The following is a 17,894-nucleotide window of genomic DNA, read 5'->3' as shown; positions in this document are numbered from 1 at the left end:
GGACATCCCGTTTAAGGAAGACACCATTAAAATCACTTCAAGTCGTTGTGAATACTGGATTTCTAGTATATCAATTTCATATACTTTCTTACTAGGAACTACTCACTTAATGGATTGTAGTGAAAGGTGGCGACACCTGATGGTGGCCGACAGGATGTTGGTAACGAAGGCGTTGCCACACGATGTGGCGCTCTTACCCTTCGTTCCTCTGAGACAGATGAGCCATCACAACGACGCGAATGCGGCGCCCCCGCTGAACGCGTACACCTGAAAAGGAAATCCGCGGTACTATTTAATTCTTTAAAGTACTATGAACACTCGTTTAGCAGGACGATAATCCATATACTTTCTTATCTTTTAAGAAAAACGCAAGCGTCCTTTAAGTGCATTTTGTCTTCTCAATTCCCAGAGTGCTTTGGACGAAACATCGGCTACACTATTACCATAGGAATTTCTGTGGATGGAGAAGTGACTGCGTCACTTCTCCATCCACTTTTTTCTGTAATCTTGTGGCGGTTGTTTGTCCGTCGCCTTCTTGAAAAATGTAAAGATATAATGCATTTGTTTTGGTTAATGAGAGAATAAATCCTTTCCTATTCTTTTAAAAGCGTCCGAAGATACAATTTCGTCCGCTCAGCGCTTCTTTTTCAATATGTGCTATCTTTTTTTTCAAGATTCCACCAACTCCGTCTATACGCTCTTTATAAGCAACCGTTCATTATTTCAACCTAGCAAATTGTCTTTTTATTTACTCAGTTGATTGAGGCGGAAGGCGGCGACTCCAGTGCGATGAGTGAGAGGCCACTGAAAAAGTCCAATTTTCCCGAAAATGAAAATTTCATAAAAACTCATTCCTAAAAAAGTTCTATTTTTAGCTACTAAAATGGGGGTGATTCTGCTTATTATTAAGGTTTTACCAATGAAAGTGGGGGTAACAATATTCTGTATTTTCAAATTCAAATATTTAGTCACTTTTTCAGTGGCCGCATGAGTGAGACAGATGAGCCATCACAAACGACGCAAATGCGGCGGTGATGGCTTATCGCTCACCACACCGAAAGCGTCCGACTGCAGCAAAAATCAACCTATTCATGGCTCACAAATTTATATACTTTCTTATTCTTTAAGAAAACTGCAAGCTCCCTTTAAGTGCATCTTGTCTTTACTATTTCCAAAGCGCTTTGGACAAAACATTGGCTACACTATTACCGCTAGAATTCAAAAGGATCATGATGTGACTAAGTCACTTCACAACCCTTTTTCAATCCTGTTGTGGATTATCTAACGCCATCACGAAATGTGTAGAGAAAAGATAATACCATACTGACTATATATACATTCCCTAAATGACAGGAGGTTTTATGTATTTTGTTTTAAGATCTTTTCAAGAAGCATGAAGTATTTCATGCTTCCACTATTAAAATATCAAATTATACTTGATGTAATGTTTGAATATGATCTAAATTTATATAAATCGATTGTGTTCTTGCTGGTTGAATCTCAACAATTTGTTGTTGCACATCTTTTATTTTACCTATTTTACTATTATTACTTCCAATATTTAATACAACAATTTTATCTTTTAGATTTTCAACATGTGTTTCAAATGAGCTAGCTAATGAGTCATTACTTGTTTGTAACAACTTTTTGTCGCCTAATTCATAAGGACTTTCATTTTGCCTATAGGGAATTAGCCACTTCAAATGACTCATAGAAATATACATCGTCTTATATATAGGAGAAAAAAATTCAAAATAGTTACTCATTATCTGCTTTATATATCCATGAAGTGGTTTATCGTTTGTTACGAATAGTTCAACATAATTTCCTTTAGCTTGATTAAGAACTTCTATTATAGATAATTCTTGATTATTTTCATCTGCAATTATACTTGGGAACTCTGTGGGGTATTGAATATCGTATTCATTGTTACGACCGACTCTAAAGCCATGTACATGTTTTATAGGGATGTACATAAAATCTTCACCATTAAAAAGTACCATTATGTCACTTCCTAAATCAATAACTGTTCCATTAATCTGATTCTTTCCCGAAACCTCTATTTGAACTATTTCCTTCATAAGACTTTGAATAATTTTATTCAAGATCACATCTCCTTACATTTCTATTGATGGTCTCTTACTTGATGATACATCTTTGCCGCATGTTTCATTAAAGAATAGTATTGTTTTTCCATCAATTCATCTTCTACTTTTTGGTTTATTGAACGACGCATTGTGGATGTTTCTAGTAATTTAGATTGCTCACTAAGTTCTCTATTATTATTCAAAGAATTACTTAGTTCAGGTTGCTGCTCCAACCTAATTGATTTTTGAACTTTTTTTGCAGCATAGTTCATTAATGCAAAATACTGTTTCTCTAACAATGCTTTTTCTTCTTTTGGACTTAATGGTTTTGCAAGTTTAAGAAAGTTTTTTTTTTCAGCCAGAATGTTTTTTTCATCCATTGCCTCAAAAGCTGCTTTATTAATTCGTTTATCCGTAATGTTACTTTTAGGAGATAATGTATGAACTAGTTCAGTTTGAATTTCCAGACTATCTGACATTCTATTACTATTTAGATGTTTAGATTTAGTTTTGGATTTTTTGGGAATAGTAATTGTAGATTGGTCACTATTTAAAGCACTCCATGCAGTTAATAGTGTTTTTTTGTGATTCTGCTTTAGGGGGGTATTCGTTCTTGTTAATGGATCTCCCTTTAAAATCTTCGAGTTTTCTACATTATCAATTTTTATTATACTTTTTTCTACTTGCTCTAAAGAATTTTGTTGAAGTAAATTTGATTTTATTTTAATTTTGGACTTTGGATAAAGCTTTAAACGTTTATTTTTACCATTTCCAACTTCCTGTATTATTTCATTCGGACCTTCCAAAATAAGAGATCCAACATTATTTTCCACTTCATTGCTGATTGTGATTTCAAGATTATTAACAATAGTTAGCTCATCTTGCTGAAGGTATTCTGTTTCCATTTCCTTAGAGTAGTTTTGTTGTTCAGTTGTTTCTTCATTTCTCTCGAGTAAAATGAGGTCTTTTATGCTATTAGGGTTTTGATTTGATTCTAAGGGCATCACTGTAATTTGTGAACTATTAGCTGATTCAAAGTTATTTCTTTTTTCTATAAAATCATCTTCATCAAGCTTCTCTAACGGATAAGCTTTTATTTCCCCCATTTTATCCAAGTTGGACTGTTCGGTTAGCTTCTCATGCTCAAAAATACAGTATTCTTGATTAACTTTTTCTTGATTACTTTCCAAATTGGGTTCTTTTATTTCTACTAATCCTTTACTTATATTTGATTTATATAGTTCTTGGAGTATTAATTGCTCTTTATTATTTAAATAGGTCATATCTGCTCTAGTTAACTCACTGTAAATATTGGATATATATGGTTTAGGAATGTAGAGTAGTTCCTTTTTATTAATTAAGACAATGTGATCATGTAATATGCTAGTAAGAACACCATTTAGTGCAAATTTGCTTAGACTATTAATGGTGACCCAATTGTACCTTAAGGCTATTAAAACATCTGTTAAGTCATTTTTGTCGAGATAAGAACAAAGTTTGTCAGTTTTGCAAAAATCTTTGGCATTTATAGAAAGAGCTTGAATAGAATGCATTGCAAAATATACTATTTTCTTATTCACTTCCATAACAAGGTGGTCTTGTTTAACATCCAACAAAATTCCTTCTGTAAATTGATTGTCACTTAAATACATACCTATTTTCATTTTTTTATGTTCATATAATACTTTCTTTAAGTTTTCAACTAGCAATATCTGGCGCCTCCTTCCTTGAATATTCGTCGCTTCGTTAAATAAAAGCGACGAATGCCTCTTTCAGCTATTCAGTTCTTTATATAGTTTTTTACCTTTTACTATTTGTCTTCTTTTTTCTTACTTTCCTTGTCATCAGATTTTTTATTTTCAGTCTCTTTCGTTTTTTCAAGTTTTACACCATAGCTAATGTTCCGAATGTGAAACAAAGAAACTCGAATTATTTCTTCATTTGCTACAATTGTCACAAAATCATCTGTAACAACATCCATTACTCCCTCTAACGTTTCTGGTCCACCTCGGTTAATTTTTACCCACCGTAGTGTTAATTTCTCCAATATTCCTCTGAAGTCATTAGCTTGTATGAAATCAAAGTCTTTTGGAATTTCAATCCCAAAATCCACTTGATTTTTTGTATTATACGTCAGGCTCTTAATGTGTTGTGTATTATAAAAAACAATTCCATCGTCTTCTGTAAGCAATGTAAAGTGGTCATCTTCTGCTGATAACAGCATACCCACACGGGATTCAGGACCACCTCTATCTACCTTAATAACTCTATCAACTAGAGAAAGTATCATCTTTTTATTCACTTTTTCTAACCCCCTTTTATAGTATCTTAATAATTATATGTATCCTGGAATGGCAAAGCATTGGTTAAACGCCTATTTTAGTATAATTGTTCAAGATCTATGGGTCTTTAATTCCATACTTAAATAAACTTTTCAGTGTACTTTAAAATTAATAATATGATACCGAAAGAAAATAACAAAATTACGAACAGAATAACGCTATTTCACATAGTCTGTAATAGTGACATTACATTATAGAAAGTAGTGAAAGATTTTGACAGAAGATAACAAGAATGAGATTGATCACCTTTTGACAGAAGGAACACCAAAAGAAAAAAAGCGACACGGGCCAAAAGATTCTGAACAAAAAACGAAAAATCTTACTTCCTCGACTGATAATGAAGTTGAGCTCAACCAAGACATTGTTGACAAAAAAGTACCACCGCATAAAAGGGATACGGATGGTAGTGATAAAAAAGAAGCCGGTCACAAAATAGAAGATGAGAAAGTGGAAGATGCAAAAAAGGGTGATCATCAAAAAGATGCAAACAGCCACCAAAACAAAAAAGAAACTACGGATAAAAAAGTAGATGACGATACTAACAAGGAAGCGGACAGTCATAAAAAAAACAAAGAAGACAAAAAGAAGATTGGACCTAAAAAAGATTCTTCTGAAAAGAAAAAAGGTCGTAATTAGAGTATTGGTTAACAAAGGTCCAACAAGCATATAACAAGTGCTGTTGGACCTTTATTTACTTTAGTGTCCTAGTATTTTTACTAACAAGATTTATGGTTAGATTGAATATTAATTTTCAGTTATAAAACTAGTTTTGTTATTTTGATGCCTAAGAATTTATGATGCAAAAAAAATACCGATGAAACCATCGGTATTTTTTTATTTAATATTGGAAGGACTAAGTTTTATCAAGTTATAATCCTTTATCTAAATATAATAGTTTATACGATTTCCTTTACCGCAAATTTCTGCGATTTTAGGCGATAGATTTACTGGATTTGGTTGGATAAAGCTTTTAAACAGTGGTAGGCTCGATGGGTTTTCATTAGCTAATCGTTGCTTTTCATCTTTCTTTTCAACTTTCCGACCTTCCTCCTCAAGTCGCTCATCAAATATTGATTTCATTCGAATACCATTAATATTGCTAATAACAGCAAAATTAGTATGATCCATTAACAAACGATTCGCGTAAATCTGAGACTGTATTGGTTGAATTGGTAAAATGTATCCCATCTTCCCCACCTCCTATTACTTTTTACCCTAACCTTTATCTCATTAAACCTATAATTATGCTAACTATTCAAACTACAACATTTTTTCAATGTCAGATAGACTTAACGAGCCTCCACTTTGTAAAATGGATTTTGTAAGTTGATCTTCTAACTCTTGAGATACAGGTTTCTTTGCTAAACTGCCAACTTTGCGTACGACTTTACGTACTTGATCTTCATCTGTAAAATCAGCATATGAGATGGCATTGGCGAGCGTAAAAAGTTCATCCATGGAAACGCCTGTTTTATTTTCGATTGCTTTAAAAAATGAATTTTGCACTTATTTTCCCCCTCACATTTTGATTATCTTTGGATTAAGGGAGAAAGCTTCTACCAACAATGATTAATAGAATGAATAGTACGACAATCAATATAAAGCTTCGATTTCCGCCGTGGCCGTAACCACAACCCTCACCGTAGCTTGGATATTCTCCACCACAGTAGCCATACATAATTCTTCCCTCCTCTCCTCTTCGACTTATAGTATGCGAAGGGGAGAAAGAAAAAAGGGCGCTTCAACTAGTAAGTAGTATTTCGTTTCTGAAAAATAAATGCACCAATTACTCCAAACAATATAGCTGCACTAATACCCGAGCTTGTTACTTCGAACATTCCTGTTAATACACCAATAAGACCATGTTTTTCTGCTTCGACTAATGCTCCCTGCGTTAATGCATTACCAAATGAAGTAATAGGAATAGTTGCACCTGCTCCTGCAAAATCAATTAAACGCTCATATAATCCTACCCCAGCTAAAATTGAACCACTAACAACCAATATACATAATGTATGTGCTGGAGTGAGCTTAAATGCATCCATTAAAATCTGACCAACAACACAGATAAGACCACCAACAATAAATGAGGTAACTAATGTAGAAATCATATTATCCTCTCTCTTCCATACGGCATTCAATGGCATGAGCAATACAAGGAATTGTTTCCCCTTGTTGAAAAGTTAACGGGGATAATAGTGCTCCCGTTGCTACAAGTAACACCCTTTTATAAGCACCATTTTTTAGTTGATTGTATATATGACTAAAAAATACTGCGGCAGAACATCCTGCACCACTTGCTCCCGCATTAAAAAAAGTATTTTCTCCATATAATTGTGCACCAGCATCTTGCAAAATTATTCCACTATTTTCATCTTGAAACATTTCCTTTAATATGGACAAGCCAATCTTTCCTAAATCACCTGTCATAATCACATCGTAATCCGCCATCCTACTGTTAGTGCCCATCAAATGCCGTTCAATAGTGTCCCTAGCAGCAGATGCCATAGCAGCTCCCATATGTAGAGGATTTGTTTGGCCTCCATCTACTACACGACCAATTGTTGCATGTGTAATAATAGGTGCATTTTTTGCTTGTTTTTGCAATAATGCAAATCCTGCAGCAGTAACTGTCCATTGAGCAGTACCTGGTTTTTGAGATCCATATTCAAGAGGATATCTAAATTGTCTTTCCACTGATGGGTGATGACTTGAAGCTCCCGCTAAAATTGATTTTGCATTACCAGTTTCTAATAACAGACAACCAAGAATAACGGATTCCACCGAACTAGCACAAGCAGAAAATACCCCTAAAAAAGGAATAGCCAATTGACGTGCTGCAAAGTTAGTTGGAGAAAGTTGATTTATCAAATCTCCTCCAATAAATACATCCATATTTTCCATCTGCTCATGCCCTTTACTAACTGCTATAGCACAAGCTTTTTCGATAAATCGACTATTTGCTTGTTCAAATGACTCATCTTTTTCATTCTCTAAAAGACAAACTTCATCAAATGAATCCGCAAAAGGACTTTCTTTTTCCATTGGTCCAACAATAACACCAGTGCTCGCGATACTTGGATACTCCTTAAATTGAATGGTTCCTGCTGTATTTACCAAGAGATCACTCCCATTTTCACTAAAATTGTTTTTATTAAAGCAACAAAAAAAGCGGAAAGGACGCCAAAAACAATTACAGAACCCGCTAGCTTGAACATATTTCCTCCTATACCTAATATGTAGCCTTCCGATTTATGCTCGATGGAAGCGGAGATGACCGCGTTTCCAAATCCAGTTACAGGAACGGCGGATCCAGCACCACCAAATTGAGAGATTTTCTTATACATTCCTGTCCCCGTTAATATCATTGCAATGAAAACCATTGTCGCAACAGTAGGATTTGCGGCTGTACGTTCGGTAAATGGGAAAAAACGTATATAAAATAAAGTGATAAGTTGTCCAATTGTACAAATTATTCCTCCCACTAGAAAAGCTTTCAGTATATTCGCAAGCAATGGGGCTTTTGGTGTCTGCTTATCTACAATTTTCTCGAATTGTTTTTGATCCATTATGTCGCTTCCTTTGATAATGATTTTATTTGATCGATTGATTTCATTAATTTCTCTGTTTGCATGCCCTCTTTTATTATTTTTTCGATTTCCCATTTAATTTTTAAATCACCTGTAACAAGGACATCTTTACCCGGTAATTTTTCTTCTAATTGCTTCTTTATTTTTTTTTCGATTTTTTCTTTGTTAAATCTACTCATTCTTCGTATATCAATTGCTACTATGACGTCATTTTTGTCTGTAACACTTTTGTATCCAATGATAGACTTATTCTCATTTAAAACTTGTTCAATTTCCGGTACATCCTTTTTAGGATATATTTCTTGTTGAACATTATTTGAACAGGCAGTTAACAGAAGAACTGAAAGGAAGAACAAAATAATTTTTCTCATCGGATAATTGCTCCTTTTCGAGTTAGTATGAGCAACGGAAATTGAAATATACAAGAACAATTGAGATATTTGCCCTTACCTTAATGAAGAACCTACATAAAGTAGAGAGAGAGAAAGAGGAGGTGAAAATTAATGGGATGTGGAAGAATTGAAGACGTGACAGAAGTAAGCGGAAAACGTCGCTGTGTTTGCGATGTAGTTCGTGCAATTAAAGATATTCAAGATCAAGCGGTAACAAATGATTGTGATTTTTGTCCAACAAATTGTTTTTTAGAGCCTCTTGGAGGTCTTGTTAGCCCTGCTCGTCGTCACCAAGCGGACACCCGTGTTTTTATGCTACTAACTGAAGATGGTACTCCTTTTAAAGCGTTTTTCCGTGACAGAGATATTTGTGATCACGATTGTATTTCAGTCTTTTTCCGAGTAGAGGATATTTTTGATAGCTGCTGTGCAACTCTACGTGTTCTTGAACCACTGAATAGTGAAAGACGTGAAGTCGATTTATTGAATGTCGATGGAACTAAATTAAATTTAAGAAAACTTTGTGATGTACGAAATTTTGCATTAACAGGTAGCTGTATCACTGTCGACCTTAACTGTTTCTGTGCAATTGAATGTGTAGCAGACGTATTTTTAGATGTATGTGACTAATCGTTTCCCCTGCAGTGTCTACTCCGTTCGGGAATGTCCCGGACGGTTTTACTGTGCATTCTTATAAGATAAACACAAGCACCATGCTTACATTGAAATTTGTGTTAAAAAGTGATGACAATCCGGATGTTTTGAGTGAAGAATCATATACATATGTCCAATTTCAAGAAAAATGCTAGCGTCCTTTAAGTGCATCTAGTCTTTACTATTTCCAGAGTACTTCGGACGAAACATCGTTTACACTTTTTTCGGTAATCTTGTGGCGGATGTTTGTCCGTCGCCCTCTTAAAATGTGTAAAGACAAGGTACATAAGGTTTGAATAAGGAGAGATTAAATCCTTTCCTATTCTTTTAAAAGCAGACGAAGAGTCAATTTCGTCCAATCAGCACTTCTTTATTCATGGATTTTATCTATTTTTTCAGCTTCCACTTGCCTTATTAATAAAAATCTGAGAATATTGGATCGTTATTTCTTCCACGTATATTATCTCTCTTAATTGCACTGTTGATCGTAGTGAAAGGTGACGACTCCAGCAGGATGAGTGAGAGTCCACTGAAAAAGTGACTAAATATTTAAATTTGAAAATACTGAAAATTCTTACCCGCACTTTAGTTGCTAAAAATAGTACTTTTTTGGGAATGAAGTTTTATGAAATTTTCATTTTCGGGAAAATTGGACTTTTTCAGTGGCCTCATGAGTGAGACAGATGAGCTATCACAAATGCGAATGCGGTGAAACGGATACCCGTGGTATTATTTAATACTTTAAAGTACTAGAAACCTTGGTTTCGCAAGACGATAATCCATATACTTTCTTATCTTCTCAAAAAAAACTATCCTTCTCAGGATAGTTTTTTTAACTCATTTCATTTCGGTTCCACGCCAAACTATTTTTTCCACTTGGTCTACCCGATACGTAATGGTTTCTTCAGATCCAACCAAAAAAGTGACAAACTCATCATCCACTTTCTCTACTTCTCCTTGAAGATACACGCCACCTGTCACATAAAAAACAAGTGGACGATATGCTCTTCGTTGAAATGGTTTTGCTAGAAACGTCAACTTTTCTAAAATTGCAAGAGTTTTCTTAGACATACTGGTACGTATTTCATATATCGAGGTACTTTCGTCTTGCACTTTCTTTGGTACATCCATCGGTACTTCCATTTCCATCTCTGTTTTCATCTGTATGATAGAGCCTATCGGATATAAATGAAAAACAGGTGGGCCTTTTATATAAAGTAAAGGATCATTGAAAGAATTCACAGACACATCCTTTTTCCTTTACTTTATGCACCTAAAGTTGAAAGTGTGAAAAACGGCTATTCATGATATAGAAGAGATAAATAACGTCGCAAGTCCAAGATAGATTAAAATACTAATAACATCATTGATAGTCGTAATAAAAGGACCTGATGCGACAGCTGGATCGATTTTCATACGGTGTATTAATAATGGAATAAATGATCCTCCAATTGTTGCAACAAAAATTGAACCAAGTAATGCTGCTCCAACTAACAAACCAATTACCAAGTTATGTTGCCAAAAGAAAACGATTCCTACTACTAGTATTGCACATAATAGGCCAGTTATTAGTCCTGTTCCTGCTTCACGTAATAATAATTTCATCTTACTTTCCTCTTCAATATCACCAGTTGCAATTCCTCTAATAGCTACTGCTAATGACTGTGTTCCACTATTACCAGCTGTCCCTGATATTAAAGGAATAAAAACGGCAAGCAATGCTACTTTCGATAATGTTTCTGTAAAAATACTCATTAGATTTGCAGTCATCATTCCTAAAAATAATAGAATTACAAGCCAAGGTAGTCTCTTCTTAGCTGCTTGAAAAGGACTTTTATCAAATGTATCCATGTCAGAAACCCCAGCAAGTTTAGAGTAATCATCGGATGCTTCTTCATCTAAAACATCGATAATATCATCTACCGTTACAATGCCGAGAAGATGCTGTTCAAAATCAACAACTGGTACTGCAAGGAAATTGTAATCTTTTATCGTGCGAGCTACTTCTTCTTGATCTTCACTAACTAATACACTTACAACACGTTCATTCATAATCTCTTTAATAAGTGTGTCTTCATCAGCAATGATTAAGTCACGCAATGAAATAACGCCTGTTAGCTGATGGGTTTCATTTACAACAAATAAATAATAAATTGTCTCTGCATTAGGTGCTTCTTTTCGTAAAATGGTCATTGCAGAACGACAAGTTGAAGTTTCTGGAATTGCTACATATTCTGTCGTCATGATAGAACCAGCAGTGTATTCTTTATAATGGAGAAGGTCTTTTATTTCTTGAGCAGATTCCTCGTCCATTATACTTAAATAACTAGCTACTTGGTCTTTTCCTAATTCGTTTAATACGTCCACTGCATTATCCGCATACATATAAGAGAGCATATCAGCAGCGTATGTTGTATCCATTTCTTTTAAATAATACTCATAATGCTCTTCATCAAACTTTGTCGCTTCAAATATTTCCGCCATTTCCTTAGGAGAGAGGTAGTGAAAGATTTTCTTTCGTATATCTGGCTCCACCTTTTCAAAAAATAACGATTGGTCATATGGGTGAAGCTGCATAAATTCATCTCTAAATTCTTCCATTAAATCATTGGTTAAAAACGTAATTAAGTTCGACTCTTCTAATTGCAGCTGGTTCATCTCTTCTTTCACATTTCTCACTCCTTTCCGCGGTTATCCTTATATATTGTATGGGGTTTAAAGCGATTAAGCAACCTTAAGAAAAATACTAGCTTTCTTTAAGTGCATCTTGTCTGTACTATTTCTAGAGTGCTTTGGACGAAACATTGGCTACACTATTCCCGTTGGAATCTGGCTCGTGAAGAGACTGCGTCACTTCACGAGCCTTTTTTTCGGTAATCTTGTGGCAGATGTTTGTCCGTCTTCCTCTTGGAATATGTAGAGACAAGGTGCATTCGGTTTGCTTAATGAAAGAGTTGATACTGTCCTACTCATTTAAAAGCGTACGAAGAGTCAATCTCGTCCGCTCAGCACTTCTTTATCAATAGATGCTACCTATTTCTTTCTAGGTTCCACCAACTCCGTCTAAACGCTCTTTCTAAGCAACAGTTCATTATTTCGACCTAACATATTGCCTTTCTTATTTACATCGTTGATTGAAGAGGTAGGCGGTGGTAATGGCTCATCGCCCACCCCAACGAAAGCGTCAGCCTGTAGCTTAAGATAAACTTTAGCACCCTTTAAGCGCTACTTGTAAAAATTCTCCTATTATTATTCCACAAGAAATTCAAATAAAAACCCTACTAATATTCCCTGAATTCAGGTTCTAATTAGTAGGGTATTATACTAGTATATCAACCATATCTTGTGGAAAAACTGCTTGAATCTGAATAACTTTATTTGTAAAAGGATGAATAAAACCTAATTCCTTCGCATGAAGAGCTTGTCGATTAATCAAAAAACGGGAACCTCCGTACAAATCGTCTCCTATTAATGGGTGTCCAATTGACATCATATGCACACGTATTTGATGCGTCCGCCCTGTATGTAGCTTTAACCTGACATGTGATATATTTTCTCCTTGAACAGTAAACCGTTTAACAACTTCGACTGTTGTTTTTGCATTTTTTCCATCAGATGAAATCACTCGTTCAATGATACTACCGTCTTTACGACCAATAGGTGCATCTATTGTCAGCTGATCTTCTTTCACATGACCATGAACAATAGCTTCATATGTTCGAAAAATAGCACGTTTTTTTTGCATCTCACTTAGTAAATGATGTGCATGACGATGTTTAGCAATACAAATAATACCAGAAGTATCTTTATCTAATCTCGTCACTATATGAACGGTAGAAGTTAATCCACTTTCCTTCAAATAACCAGCTACATAATTTGCAATTGTACCCTGTGGATGCTCCCTAGATGGGATTGTACTTATTCCAGCTTTTTTCACAAGTATTAATAGATGGTCATCTTCAAATAGAATCGGGAATTCTTCTTTTTCCGCGATCAATCCTTCACTTTTCTTCTCATTTGGAAAAACAATTGTTACGACGTCACCAATTTCTAATATATGTCGAACTGTTTTTTCTTCTCCGTTGACAAGAATTTTACCGCCTTCAAACTTGATACTTGTTAATGCCCTTTTAGAAATACCATATTGTGTGATGGCATCTCTCAACAAACAGTTTTTTTCTTTCACTTCGAAAGATAAAGTTATTGGGTTATTTTTCATTTTTCAAGATCACTATCTATAAATGAATCATGTACTCTTGTCCAAAATGGAAATGCTCTAAAACGAGCGAAACGTATTTTTTCATTTGAAACTCTGTACATAATGGACTGAACGTCTTTATGCAGTAATTGTAAATGGTCCACCGTTACCATGAAATCGGGACCTTTTACTGGTTTCAATAAACAAGAATGATGCTTAGGTAAAACCAGAGGAGACCCAACTGTACGGAACACCCGATTATTTATGGAAGCAATTTCGGCTAGTTGCATTGCTTCTAGTGATGGATGAACAATAGCCCCGCCCAATGCTTTATTATATGCAGTACTTCCAGATGGTGTGGACATGCATAGTCCATCTCCTCTAAAACGTTCGAAATGACTACCGTTCAGCTCTACATCCATCACTAAAGTGACATCCGGAGACTTAACTGTAGACTCATTTACTGCAAGATAAACGGAACTGTCTTCCCCATGACGGTAATTAATCGTCACCTCAAGTAGTGGATATTCAATCACTTCAAATTCTTTTTTTGCAAGACTAATGACTAGTTTCTCTATCTCCTCTGGTTTCCAGTCCGCATAAAAACCTAAATGACCAGTATGAATACCAACAAATGCAACAGATGCTGTTAAATGCTTATACTTATGAAAAGCATGTAACAATGTTCCGTCTCCACCAATGGATAAGACGATATCCGGATTTTCTTCATCTAAAACGAGACCAAAATCCACTAAATATGCTTTGGCATTTTGCATTAACTTGTTCGATAGATCATCATTTCGAGACTGTATGAAAAATTTCAAAGTTCGCGCCTCTCTTCCGTTTTGCTTTCATGTATCCTTGGAGTGGATAATTCTTTGTTTGCACTAAAGTATTTTTGAGCTTCTTGTATTTCTCCTCGTATTAACGACATTTCTTCATCTAAACGAAATGCTGCTTCTGCCGCAAATTGCAATCTTTTTTTAATTTCTTCTGGGAAAAGACCTTTATATTTATAATTCAATGAATGCTCGATTGAGGCCCAAAAATTCATAGCAAGCGTCCGAATTTGTATTTCAGCTAATATATTTATCTCACCATGTATTGTTTGAACCGGATATTCAATTATCATGTGATAAGATCTATATCCACTTTGCTTTTTATTGGAAATATAATCTCGCTCTTCAACGACTGTTAAATCTTTTCTCGCACGAAGCATTTCCACGACTGTTTCGATATCATCGACGAATTGACACATCATTCGTAGGCCCGCAATATCTGGAATTTCTTTCGCCAATGTATCAGAAGGTTCGAATACAATTCCTTTTCCAAGTGATTTGTCATAAATACTCGCTAATGGTTTTACTCTACCTGTAACAAATTCAATTGGAGAATTAGTATTTTCAATTTCGAATTGTGTGCGCATTCCTTTAAGCTTTATTTTCAACTCAGAAACTGCTTGCTTGTACGGCTCTAAAAAACGTTCCCATTGCCCCATAAGCGACACCTCCCTTTCACACGACTTTTCTATGCTTTTAGAAACTCTTCAAATGCATTTTCTACTGCTTGTGAAAATTCAGCACCGTAGTTATCATTTCCTTCAATATTGAAAATAAGCATTTCAAGTTCTTCTCTAAACTTATGCAAAGTCAACACTGCCTCTCCAAATTGAAGCGTTGGATCATCTGTTGCTTTTAGTGTACTTACTAGCATTGGCCACACATCTTGTCCGAACTTTAAATAATGATAACCTGTTTCATCTTCTAATAGGTAGATAAAAGATAAAGTATCTGAATCTGTTATCATTTGTCCTCCAGCTAGTATATTTTCTATCATTTGGTTTTCATCAAGTGTAAATCGAATATCATTCTCTAATTGCACGCCACTGTGCACATTATATGTAATAGGCAAATATATCTTTCCTTTCTGTCCATTCTCCCACTATTTTAACATATTGAATCCCATTGCAAACGGTCTATAATAGAAATAATATGAAAGGTCGTGAATTAATGCATACCGAAAAAGAGATTGAATTTAAGAATTTGCTGACAAAGGATGAATTTCAACAGCTCGTAACCTATTTTGAAATAAAACCTTCCGATTTTCAAACACAAACAAACTATTATTTTGATACACCCGGTCACTACTTTAAAGAAAAGAATATGGGCTTCCGATTACGTGTATTGCCATCTAGAAACGAATTGACGCTGAAAGTTCCGGAACAAGAGCATATTATGATTGAAACAACACAATTATTATCCAATGTAGAAAAGGATGCCATTCTGACTAACTTACAATTTCCAACTGTACCGTTTCTCGAGCAAATAAAAAAGGAAGAACCACTTGAATGTTTTGGGAGCATTCAAACACATCGCGCACAATTAAATTATGAAAATGGCATCTTATTCTTTGACCATTCCATTTATAGCCAAACGGAGGATTTTGAGCTAGAATATGAGAGTAAAGATGTCGAGAATGGGCAAAAAGTGTTTATTCATTTATTAAAAACGCTTCATATTCCTGTTCGACATGCCAATAAAAAGATTGCACGACTAGTAAACTATAAAAATTCATTGAAAGGTTGATACCTTGTGGATATTCAATCATTAAAAACATTAATGGAGATAAATGCAATGCAATCTTTAGGAGCAGTTCAAAGTTCCCAAAGTTCAAACGGTTCTTCCTTGTTTTCAGAGTTACTTGGAGAGGTTCTTCAAAATAGTGACAGTGATACCTCTTCCAATAAGGAATCCTCTCTCTATTACAACGGAAACGCTTCCGTATTTATTCCACCTAATAGTTCATTTCAAAATGAACGGTTAATAAGCTCTCTTTCATCTTATACATCAACTAGTTCTTCACCAACTAATTATGATGATATAATACAACGTGCAGCAGCAAAATTTAATATCCCAGAAAAACTTATATCATCGGTTATTAAGCAAGAATCTGACTTTGATGCTTCTGCTGTTAGTACAGCAGGTGCCTCCGGATTGATGCAATTAATGCCTGGAACAGCAAAATATTTAGGGGTTAATAATCTGTTTGATCCAGAAGAAAATATTATGGGCGGCGCAAAATATTTACGCCAAATGCTCAACCAATTCAATGGAAATGTTGAAACAGCGCTTGCTGCTTACAACGCTGGACCTGGAGCCGTAAAAAAGCATGACGGCATTCCCCCTTATAAAGAAACCCAAAACTATGTGAATAAAGTCATGAATTATTTTAACGCATAGGGAGAAAACGACCATTACTATTGGTCGTTTTTTTGACTCTAAAATTGAATACAGTCTAATTGTTTGAGATATTTGTAGCTGATTGATAGAATGTAAATAGAGCAAAGCAAAGGAGTAACGAAAATGACAGAAAACCCAAAACTTCCTTACGATGAAATCGGTGCAGATAAATTATCACAGTTAGTCGATACATTTTATGGAAATGTAGCAAACCACCCTAAGCTTAAGCCAATCTTTCCAGATGATTTAACGGAAACAGCACGAAAGCAAAAACAATTTTTAACTCAATATTTAGGGGGACCTAATTTATATACAGAAGAACACGGACATCCAATGATGAAGATGCGCCATAACCCATTTCCGATTACTCCACAGCGCGCCGAAGCATGGCTTGCTTGCATGAGTGATGCGATGGATAAAGTAGGTCTTGAAGGCAAATTCCGCCGTGATTTTTATAGAAGACTTGAACTTACTGCAAACCACATGGTCAATGAAATGAATCATGAGGAGGAAAAAATGTGACAAGAATTCAAATTCCGTCTGAAACAATTGCTCCTTCCTTCTTGAACAAGCCAATTGAAATGTATATTTTTCTTGATCCTCTTTGTTCAGCCTGCTGGGATTTGCAACCAATCATTCGGAAATTGCAAGTGGAGTATGGACAGTATTTTACCATTCGCACTGTACTTAGTACGCAACTAAATAAGTTGAATTCATTTTGCAATAAGCAAAATGAACAGATTTTAAAAAGTAAGTGTGACTTTTCCGATTTAGAACATCCTGTACTGCCTTCTATTGCAGTAAAAGCTGCAGAGTTTCAGGGAAAAAGAGCTGCTCTTCGTTTTTTCAATAAAATACAAGAACATCTTTTTTTGAAAACAAAAAATGTAACCTCTTTTTCTGTACTTATAGATCTTGCGAAAGAAGTCAATATTGATGTTGATGAATTCACGATTGACTTCCAATCGAAGGAATGTGCGCGTTCTTTCCAAAATGATTTATCCATAACTAGCGAAATGCAAGTAACCTCTTTTCCAAGTATCGTTTTCTTTAACGAAAATATTGAAGACGAAGGTATTAAAGTATCCGGCATTTATCCATATGAAATATATGTTCAAATTTTACAAGAAATGCTTTATGAAGAACCACAAAAACAACAACCTCCAACTCTAGAAAAATTATTTAACCGTTTTCATTCATTAACTACTAGTGAAATAGCTTGCTATTATAATATTTCAGAACAACAGGCAGAACGTGAATTGAAAAAACGTCTTTTACTTCAAGAAGTAGAAAGAATTGTCCTACAAGACACTATTCTATGGCGATTAAAATAAAGAAAAGTAGCCTAATTTCCAAGAAATTAGGCTACTTTTCTATTACTAGATTAAAAAA

Annotated in this window: 22 protein-coding genes; 6 read left to right on the top strand and 16 right to left on the bottom strand. The window is 34.9% G+C overall.

Annotated elements, in window-relative coordinates:
- Positions 1-1,430: 1,430 nt before the first annotated feature.
- The 3 genes from PB01_RS05220 to PB01_RS05210 form a co-directional block, all read right to left on the bottom strand.
- A complete protein-coding gene (locus PB01_RS05220) occupies positions 1,431-2,105 on the bottom strand; it encodes a DUF2642 domain-containing protein (protein ID WP_151699214.1) in 675 nt (224 codons plus the stop codon).
- Between the two features lie 20 nt (positions 2,106-2,125).
- Positions 2,126-3,796, bottom strand: coding sequence for a hypothetical protein (locus PB01_RS05215; RefSeq protein WP_151699213.1), 1,671 nt, complete (start codon positions 3,794-3,796; stop codon positions 2,126-2,128).
- Positions 3,797-3,897: 101 nt separating this feature from the next.
- Positions 3,898-4,389 carry a hypothetical protein gene (locus PB01_RS05210; RefSeq protein WP_151699212.1) on the bottom strand — a complete coding sequence of 164 codons (492 nt, stop codon included), beginning with the start codon at positions 4,387-4,389 and terminating at the stop codon, positions 3,898-3,900.
- A 253-nt stretch (positions 4,390-4,642) separates the two neighbouring features.
- On the opposite strand from PB01_RS05210, the gene PB01_RS05205 reads away from it, so the two are divergent.
- Positions 4,643-5,065: a hypothetical protein gene (locus PB01_RS05205; RefSeq protein WP_151699211.1), complete on the top strand. Its 423-nt coding sequence runs from the start codon at positions 4,643-4,645 to the stop codon at positions 5,063-5,065.
- 246 nt (positions 5,066-5,311) lie between these two features.
- Here PB01_RS05205 and PB01_RS05200 read toward each other — a convergent pair whose 3' ends face one another.
- The 7 genes from PB01_RS05200 to PB01_RS05170 form a co-directional block, all read right to left on the bottom strand.
- Positions 5,312-5,617 carry a hypothetical protein gene (locus tag PB01_RS05200; protein WP_151699210.1) on the bottom strand — a complete coding sequence of 102 codons (306 nt, stop codon included), beginning with the start codon at positions 5,615-5,617 and terminating at the stop codon, positions 5,312-5,314.
- A gap of 72 nt (positions 5,618-5,689) precedes the next feature.
- Positions 5,690-5,935: a stage VI sporulation protein F gene (locus tag PB01_RS05195; protein WP_151699209.1), complete on the bottom strand. Its 246-nt coding sequence runs from the start codon at positions 5,933-5,935 to the stop codon at positions 5,690-5,692.
- Positions 5,936-5,969: 34 nt separating this feature from the next.
- Complete coding sequence (locus PB01_RS05190; RefSeq protein WP_151699208.1) at positions 5,970-6,107, bottom strand: YjcZ family sporulation protein; 138 nt, start codon at positions 6,105-6,107, stop codon at positions 5,970-5,972.
- 67 nt (positions 6,108-6,174) lie between these two features.
- Entirely contained in the window at positions 6,175-6,540 is a 366-nt protein-coding gene (gene spoVAE, locus PB01_RS05185; protein WP_151699207.1) for a stage V sporulation protein AE, read from the bottom strand.
- Between the two features lies 1 nt (position 6,541).
- Positions 6,542-7,549 (bottom strand): beta-ketoacyl-[acyl-carrier-protein] synthase family protein, encoded by a 1,008-nt coding sequence (locus PB01_RS05180; protein ID WP_151699206.1) that lies wholly within the window; start codon positions 7,547-7,549, stop codon positions 6,542-6,544.
- Positions 7,543-7,998: a stage V sporulation protein AC gene (gene spoVAC / locus PB01_RS05175; protein WP_151699205.1), complete on the bottom strand. Its 456-nt coding sequence runs from the start codon at positions 7,996-7,998 to the stop codon at positions 7,543-7,545. Before spoVAC ends, PB01_RS05180 begins: the two co-directional genes overlap by 7 nt.
- The gene (locus PB01_RS05170) at positions 7,998-8,390 is read right to left on the bottom strand and encodes a YhcN/YlaJ family sporulation lipoprotein (RefSeq protein ID WP_151699204.1); all 393 of its coding nucleotides are present in this window, start codon (positions 8,388-8,390) and stop codon (positions 7,998-8,000) included. Before PB01_RS05170 ends, spoVAC begins: the two co-directional genes overlap by 1 nt.
- 132 nt (positions 8,391-8,522) lie before the next feature.
- On the opposite strand from PB01_RS05170, the gene PB01_RS05165 reads away from it, so the two are divergent.
- Positions 8,523-9,041: a CotY/CotZ family spore coat protein gene (locus PB01_RS05165; protein WP_151699203.1), complete on the top strand. Its 519-nt coding sequence runs from the start codon at positions 8,523-8,525 to the stop codon at positions 9,039-9,041.
- 861 nt (positions 9,042-9,902) lie between these two features.
- Here the strand turns inward: PB01_RS05165 and PB01_RS05160 are convergent.
- From PB01_RS05160 to PB01_RS05135, 6 genes are all read right to left on the bottom strand, one after another.
- On the bottom strand, positions 9,903-10,307 hold the full coding sequence (locus tag PB01_RS05160; RefSeq protein ID WP_151699202.1) for a hypothetical protein: 405 nt from the start codon (positions 10,305-10,307) through the stop codon (positions 9,903-9,905).
- Between the two features lie 60 nt (positions 10,308-10,367).
- A complete protein-coding gene (gene mgtE / locus PB01_RS05155) occupies positions 10,368-11,723 on the bottom strand; it encodes a magnesium transporter (RefSeq protein WP_151701974.1) in 1,356 nt (451 codons plus the stop codon).
- Between the two features lie 661 nt (positions 11,724-12,384).
- Positions 12,385-13,284 carry an RluA family pseudouridine synthase gene (locus tag PB01_RS05150; RefSeq protein WP_151699201.1) on the bottom strand — a complete coding sequence of 300 codons (900 nt, stop codon included), beginning with the start codon at positions 13,282-13,284 and terminating at the stop codon, positions 12,385-12,387.
- The gene (locus tag PB01_RS05145; protein WP_151699200.1) at positions 13,281-14,087 is read right to left on the bottom strand and encodes an NAD kinase; all 807 of its coding nucleotides are present in this window, start codon (positions 14,085-14,087) and stop codon (positions 13,281-13,283) included. The genes PB01_RS05150 and PB01_RS05145 overlap by 4 nt, the downstream gene beginning before the upstream one ends.
- Positions 14,084-14,761: a GTP diphosphokinase gene (locus PB01_RS05140; protein WP_151699199.1), complete on the bottom strand. Its 678-nt coding sequence runs from the start codon at positions 14,759-14,761 to the stop codon at positions 14,084-14,086. The genes PB01_RS05145 and PB01_RS05140 overlap by 4 nt, the downstream gene beginning before the upstream one ends.
- Before the next feature lie 29 nt (positions 14,762-14,790).
- Entirely contained in the window at positions 14,791-15,174 is a 384-nt protein-coding gene (locus tag PB01_RS05135; protein WP_151699198.1) for a UPF0738 family protein, read from the bottom strand.
- A 98-nt stretch (positions 15,175-15,272) separates the two neighbouring features.
- Between PB01_RS05135 and PB01_RS05130 the strand changes: the two genes are divergently transcribed.
- The 4 genes from PB01_RS05130 (at position 15,273) to PB01_RS05115 (ending at position 17,836) form a co-directional block, all read left to right on the top strand.
- The gene (locus PB01_RS05130) at positions 15,273-15,848 is read left to right on the top strand and encodes a CYTH domain-containing protein (protein WP_225986177.1); all 576 of its coding nucleotides are present in this window, start codon (positions 15,273-15,275) and stop codon (positions 15,846-15,848) included.
- Between the two features lie 6 nt (positions 15,849-15,854).
- The gene (locus PB01_RS05125; protein WP_225986176.1) at positions 15,855-16,502 is read left to right on the top strand and encodes a lytic transglycosylase domain-containing protein; all 648 of its coding nucleotides are present in this window, start codon (positions 15,855-15,857) and stop codon (positions 16,500-16,502) included.
- Positions 16,503-16,625: 123 nt separating this feature from the next.
- Complete coding sequence (locus PB01_RS05120) at positions 16,626-17,024, top strand: globin domain-containing protein (protein ID WP_151699196.1); 399 nt, start codon at positions 16,626-16,628, stop codon at positions 17,022-17,024.
- Positions 17,021-17,836 (top strand): DsbA family protein, encoded by an 816-nt coding sequence (locus PB01_RS05115; RefSeq protein WP_225986175.1) that lies wholly within the window; start codon positions 17,021-17,023, stop codon positions 17,834-17,836. Before PB01_RS05120 ends, PB01_RS05115 begins: the two co-directional genes overlap by 4 nt.
- The last annotated feature ends 58 nt before the right edge of the window (positions 17,837-17,894 follow it).

This window comes from Psychrobacillus glaciei, from assembly GCF_008973485.1.
In the GTDB taxonomy this organism is placed as follows: domain Bacteria; phylum Bacillota; class Bacilli; order Bacillales_A; family Planococcaceae; genus Psychrobacillus; species Psychrobacillus glaciei.
The sequence above is the reverse complement of the archived record's forward strand: the minus strand, read 5'-3'. Positions and strand labels throughout refer to the sequence as shown.

Excerpts from the sequence above, each read along its gene's own strand:
- spoVAE (WP_151699207.1), bottom strand. The coding sequence starts at position 6,540 with ATGATTTCTACATTAGTTACCTCATTTATTGTTGGTGGTCTTATCTGT.
- PB01_RS05190 (WP_151699208.1), bottom strand. The coding sequence starts at position 6,107 with ATGTATGGCTACTGTGGTGGAGAATATCCAAGCTACGGTGAGGGTTGT.
- mgtE (WP_151701974.1), bottom strand. The coding sequence starts at position 11,723 with ATGAACCAGCTGCAATTAGAAGAGTCGAACTTAATTACGTTTTTAACC.
- spoVAC (WP_151699205.1), bottom strand. The coding sequence starts at position 7,998 with ATGGATCAAAAACAATTCGAGAAAATTGTAGATAAGCAGACACCAAAA.
- PB01_RS05150 (WP_151699201.1), bottom strand. The coding sequence starts at position 13,284 with ATGAAAAATAACCCAATAACTTTATCTTTCGAAGTGAAAGAAAAAAAC.
- PB01_RS05165 (WP_151699203.1), top strand. The coding sequence starts at position 8,523 with ATGGGATGTGGAAGAATTGAAGACGTGACAGAAGTAAGCGGAAAACGT.
- PB01_RS05200 (WP_151699210.1), bottom strand. The coding sequence starts at position 5,617 with ATGGGATACATTTTACCAATTCAACCAATACAGTCTCAGATTTACGCG.
- PB01_RS05130 (WP_225986177.1), top strand. The coding sequence starts at position 15,273 with ATGCATACCGAAAAAGAGATTGAATTTAAGAATTTGCTGACAAAGGAT.
- PB01_RS05170 (WP_151699204.1), bottom strand. The coding sequence starts at position 8,390 with ATGAGAAAAATTATTTTGTTCTTCCTTTCAGTTCTTCTGTTAACTGCC.
- PB01_RS05140 (WP_151699199.1), bottom strand. The coding sequence starts at position 14,761 with ATGGGGCAATGGGAACGTTTTTTAGAGCCGTACAAGCAAGCAGTTTCT.
- PB01_RS05120 (WP_151699196.1), top strand. The coding sequence starts at position 16,626 with ATGACAGAAAACCCAAAACTTCCTTACGATGAAATCGGTGCAGATAAA.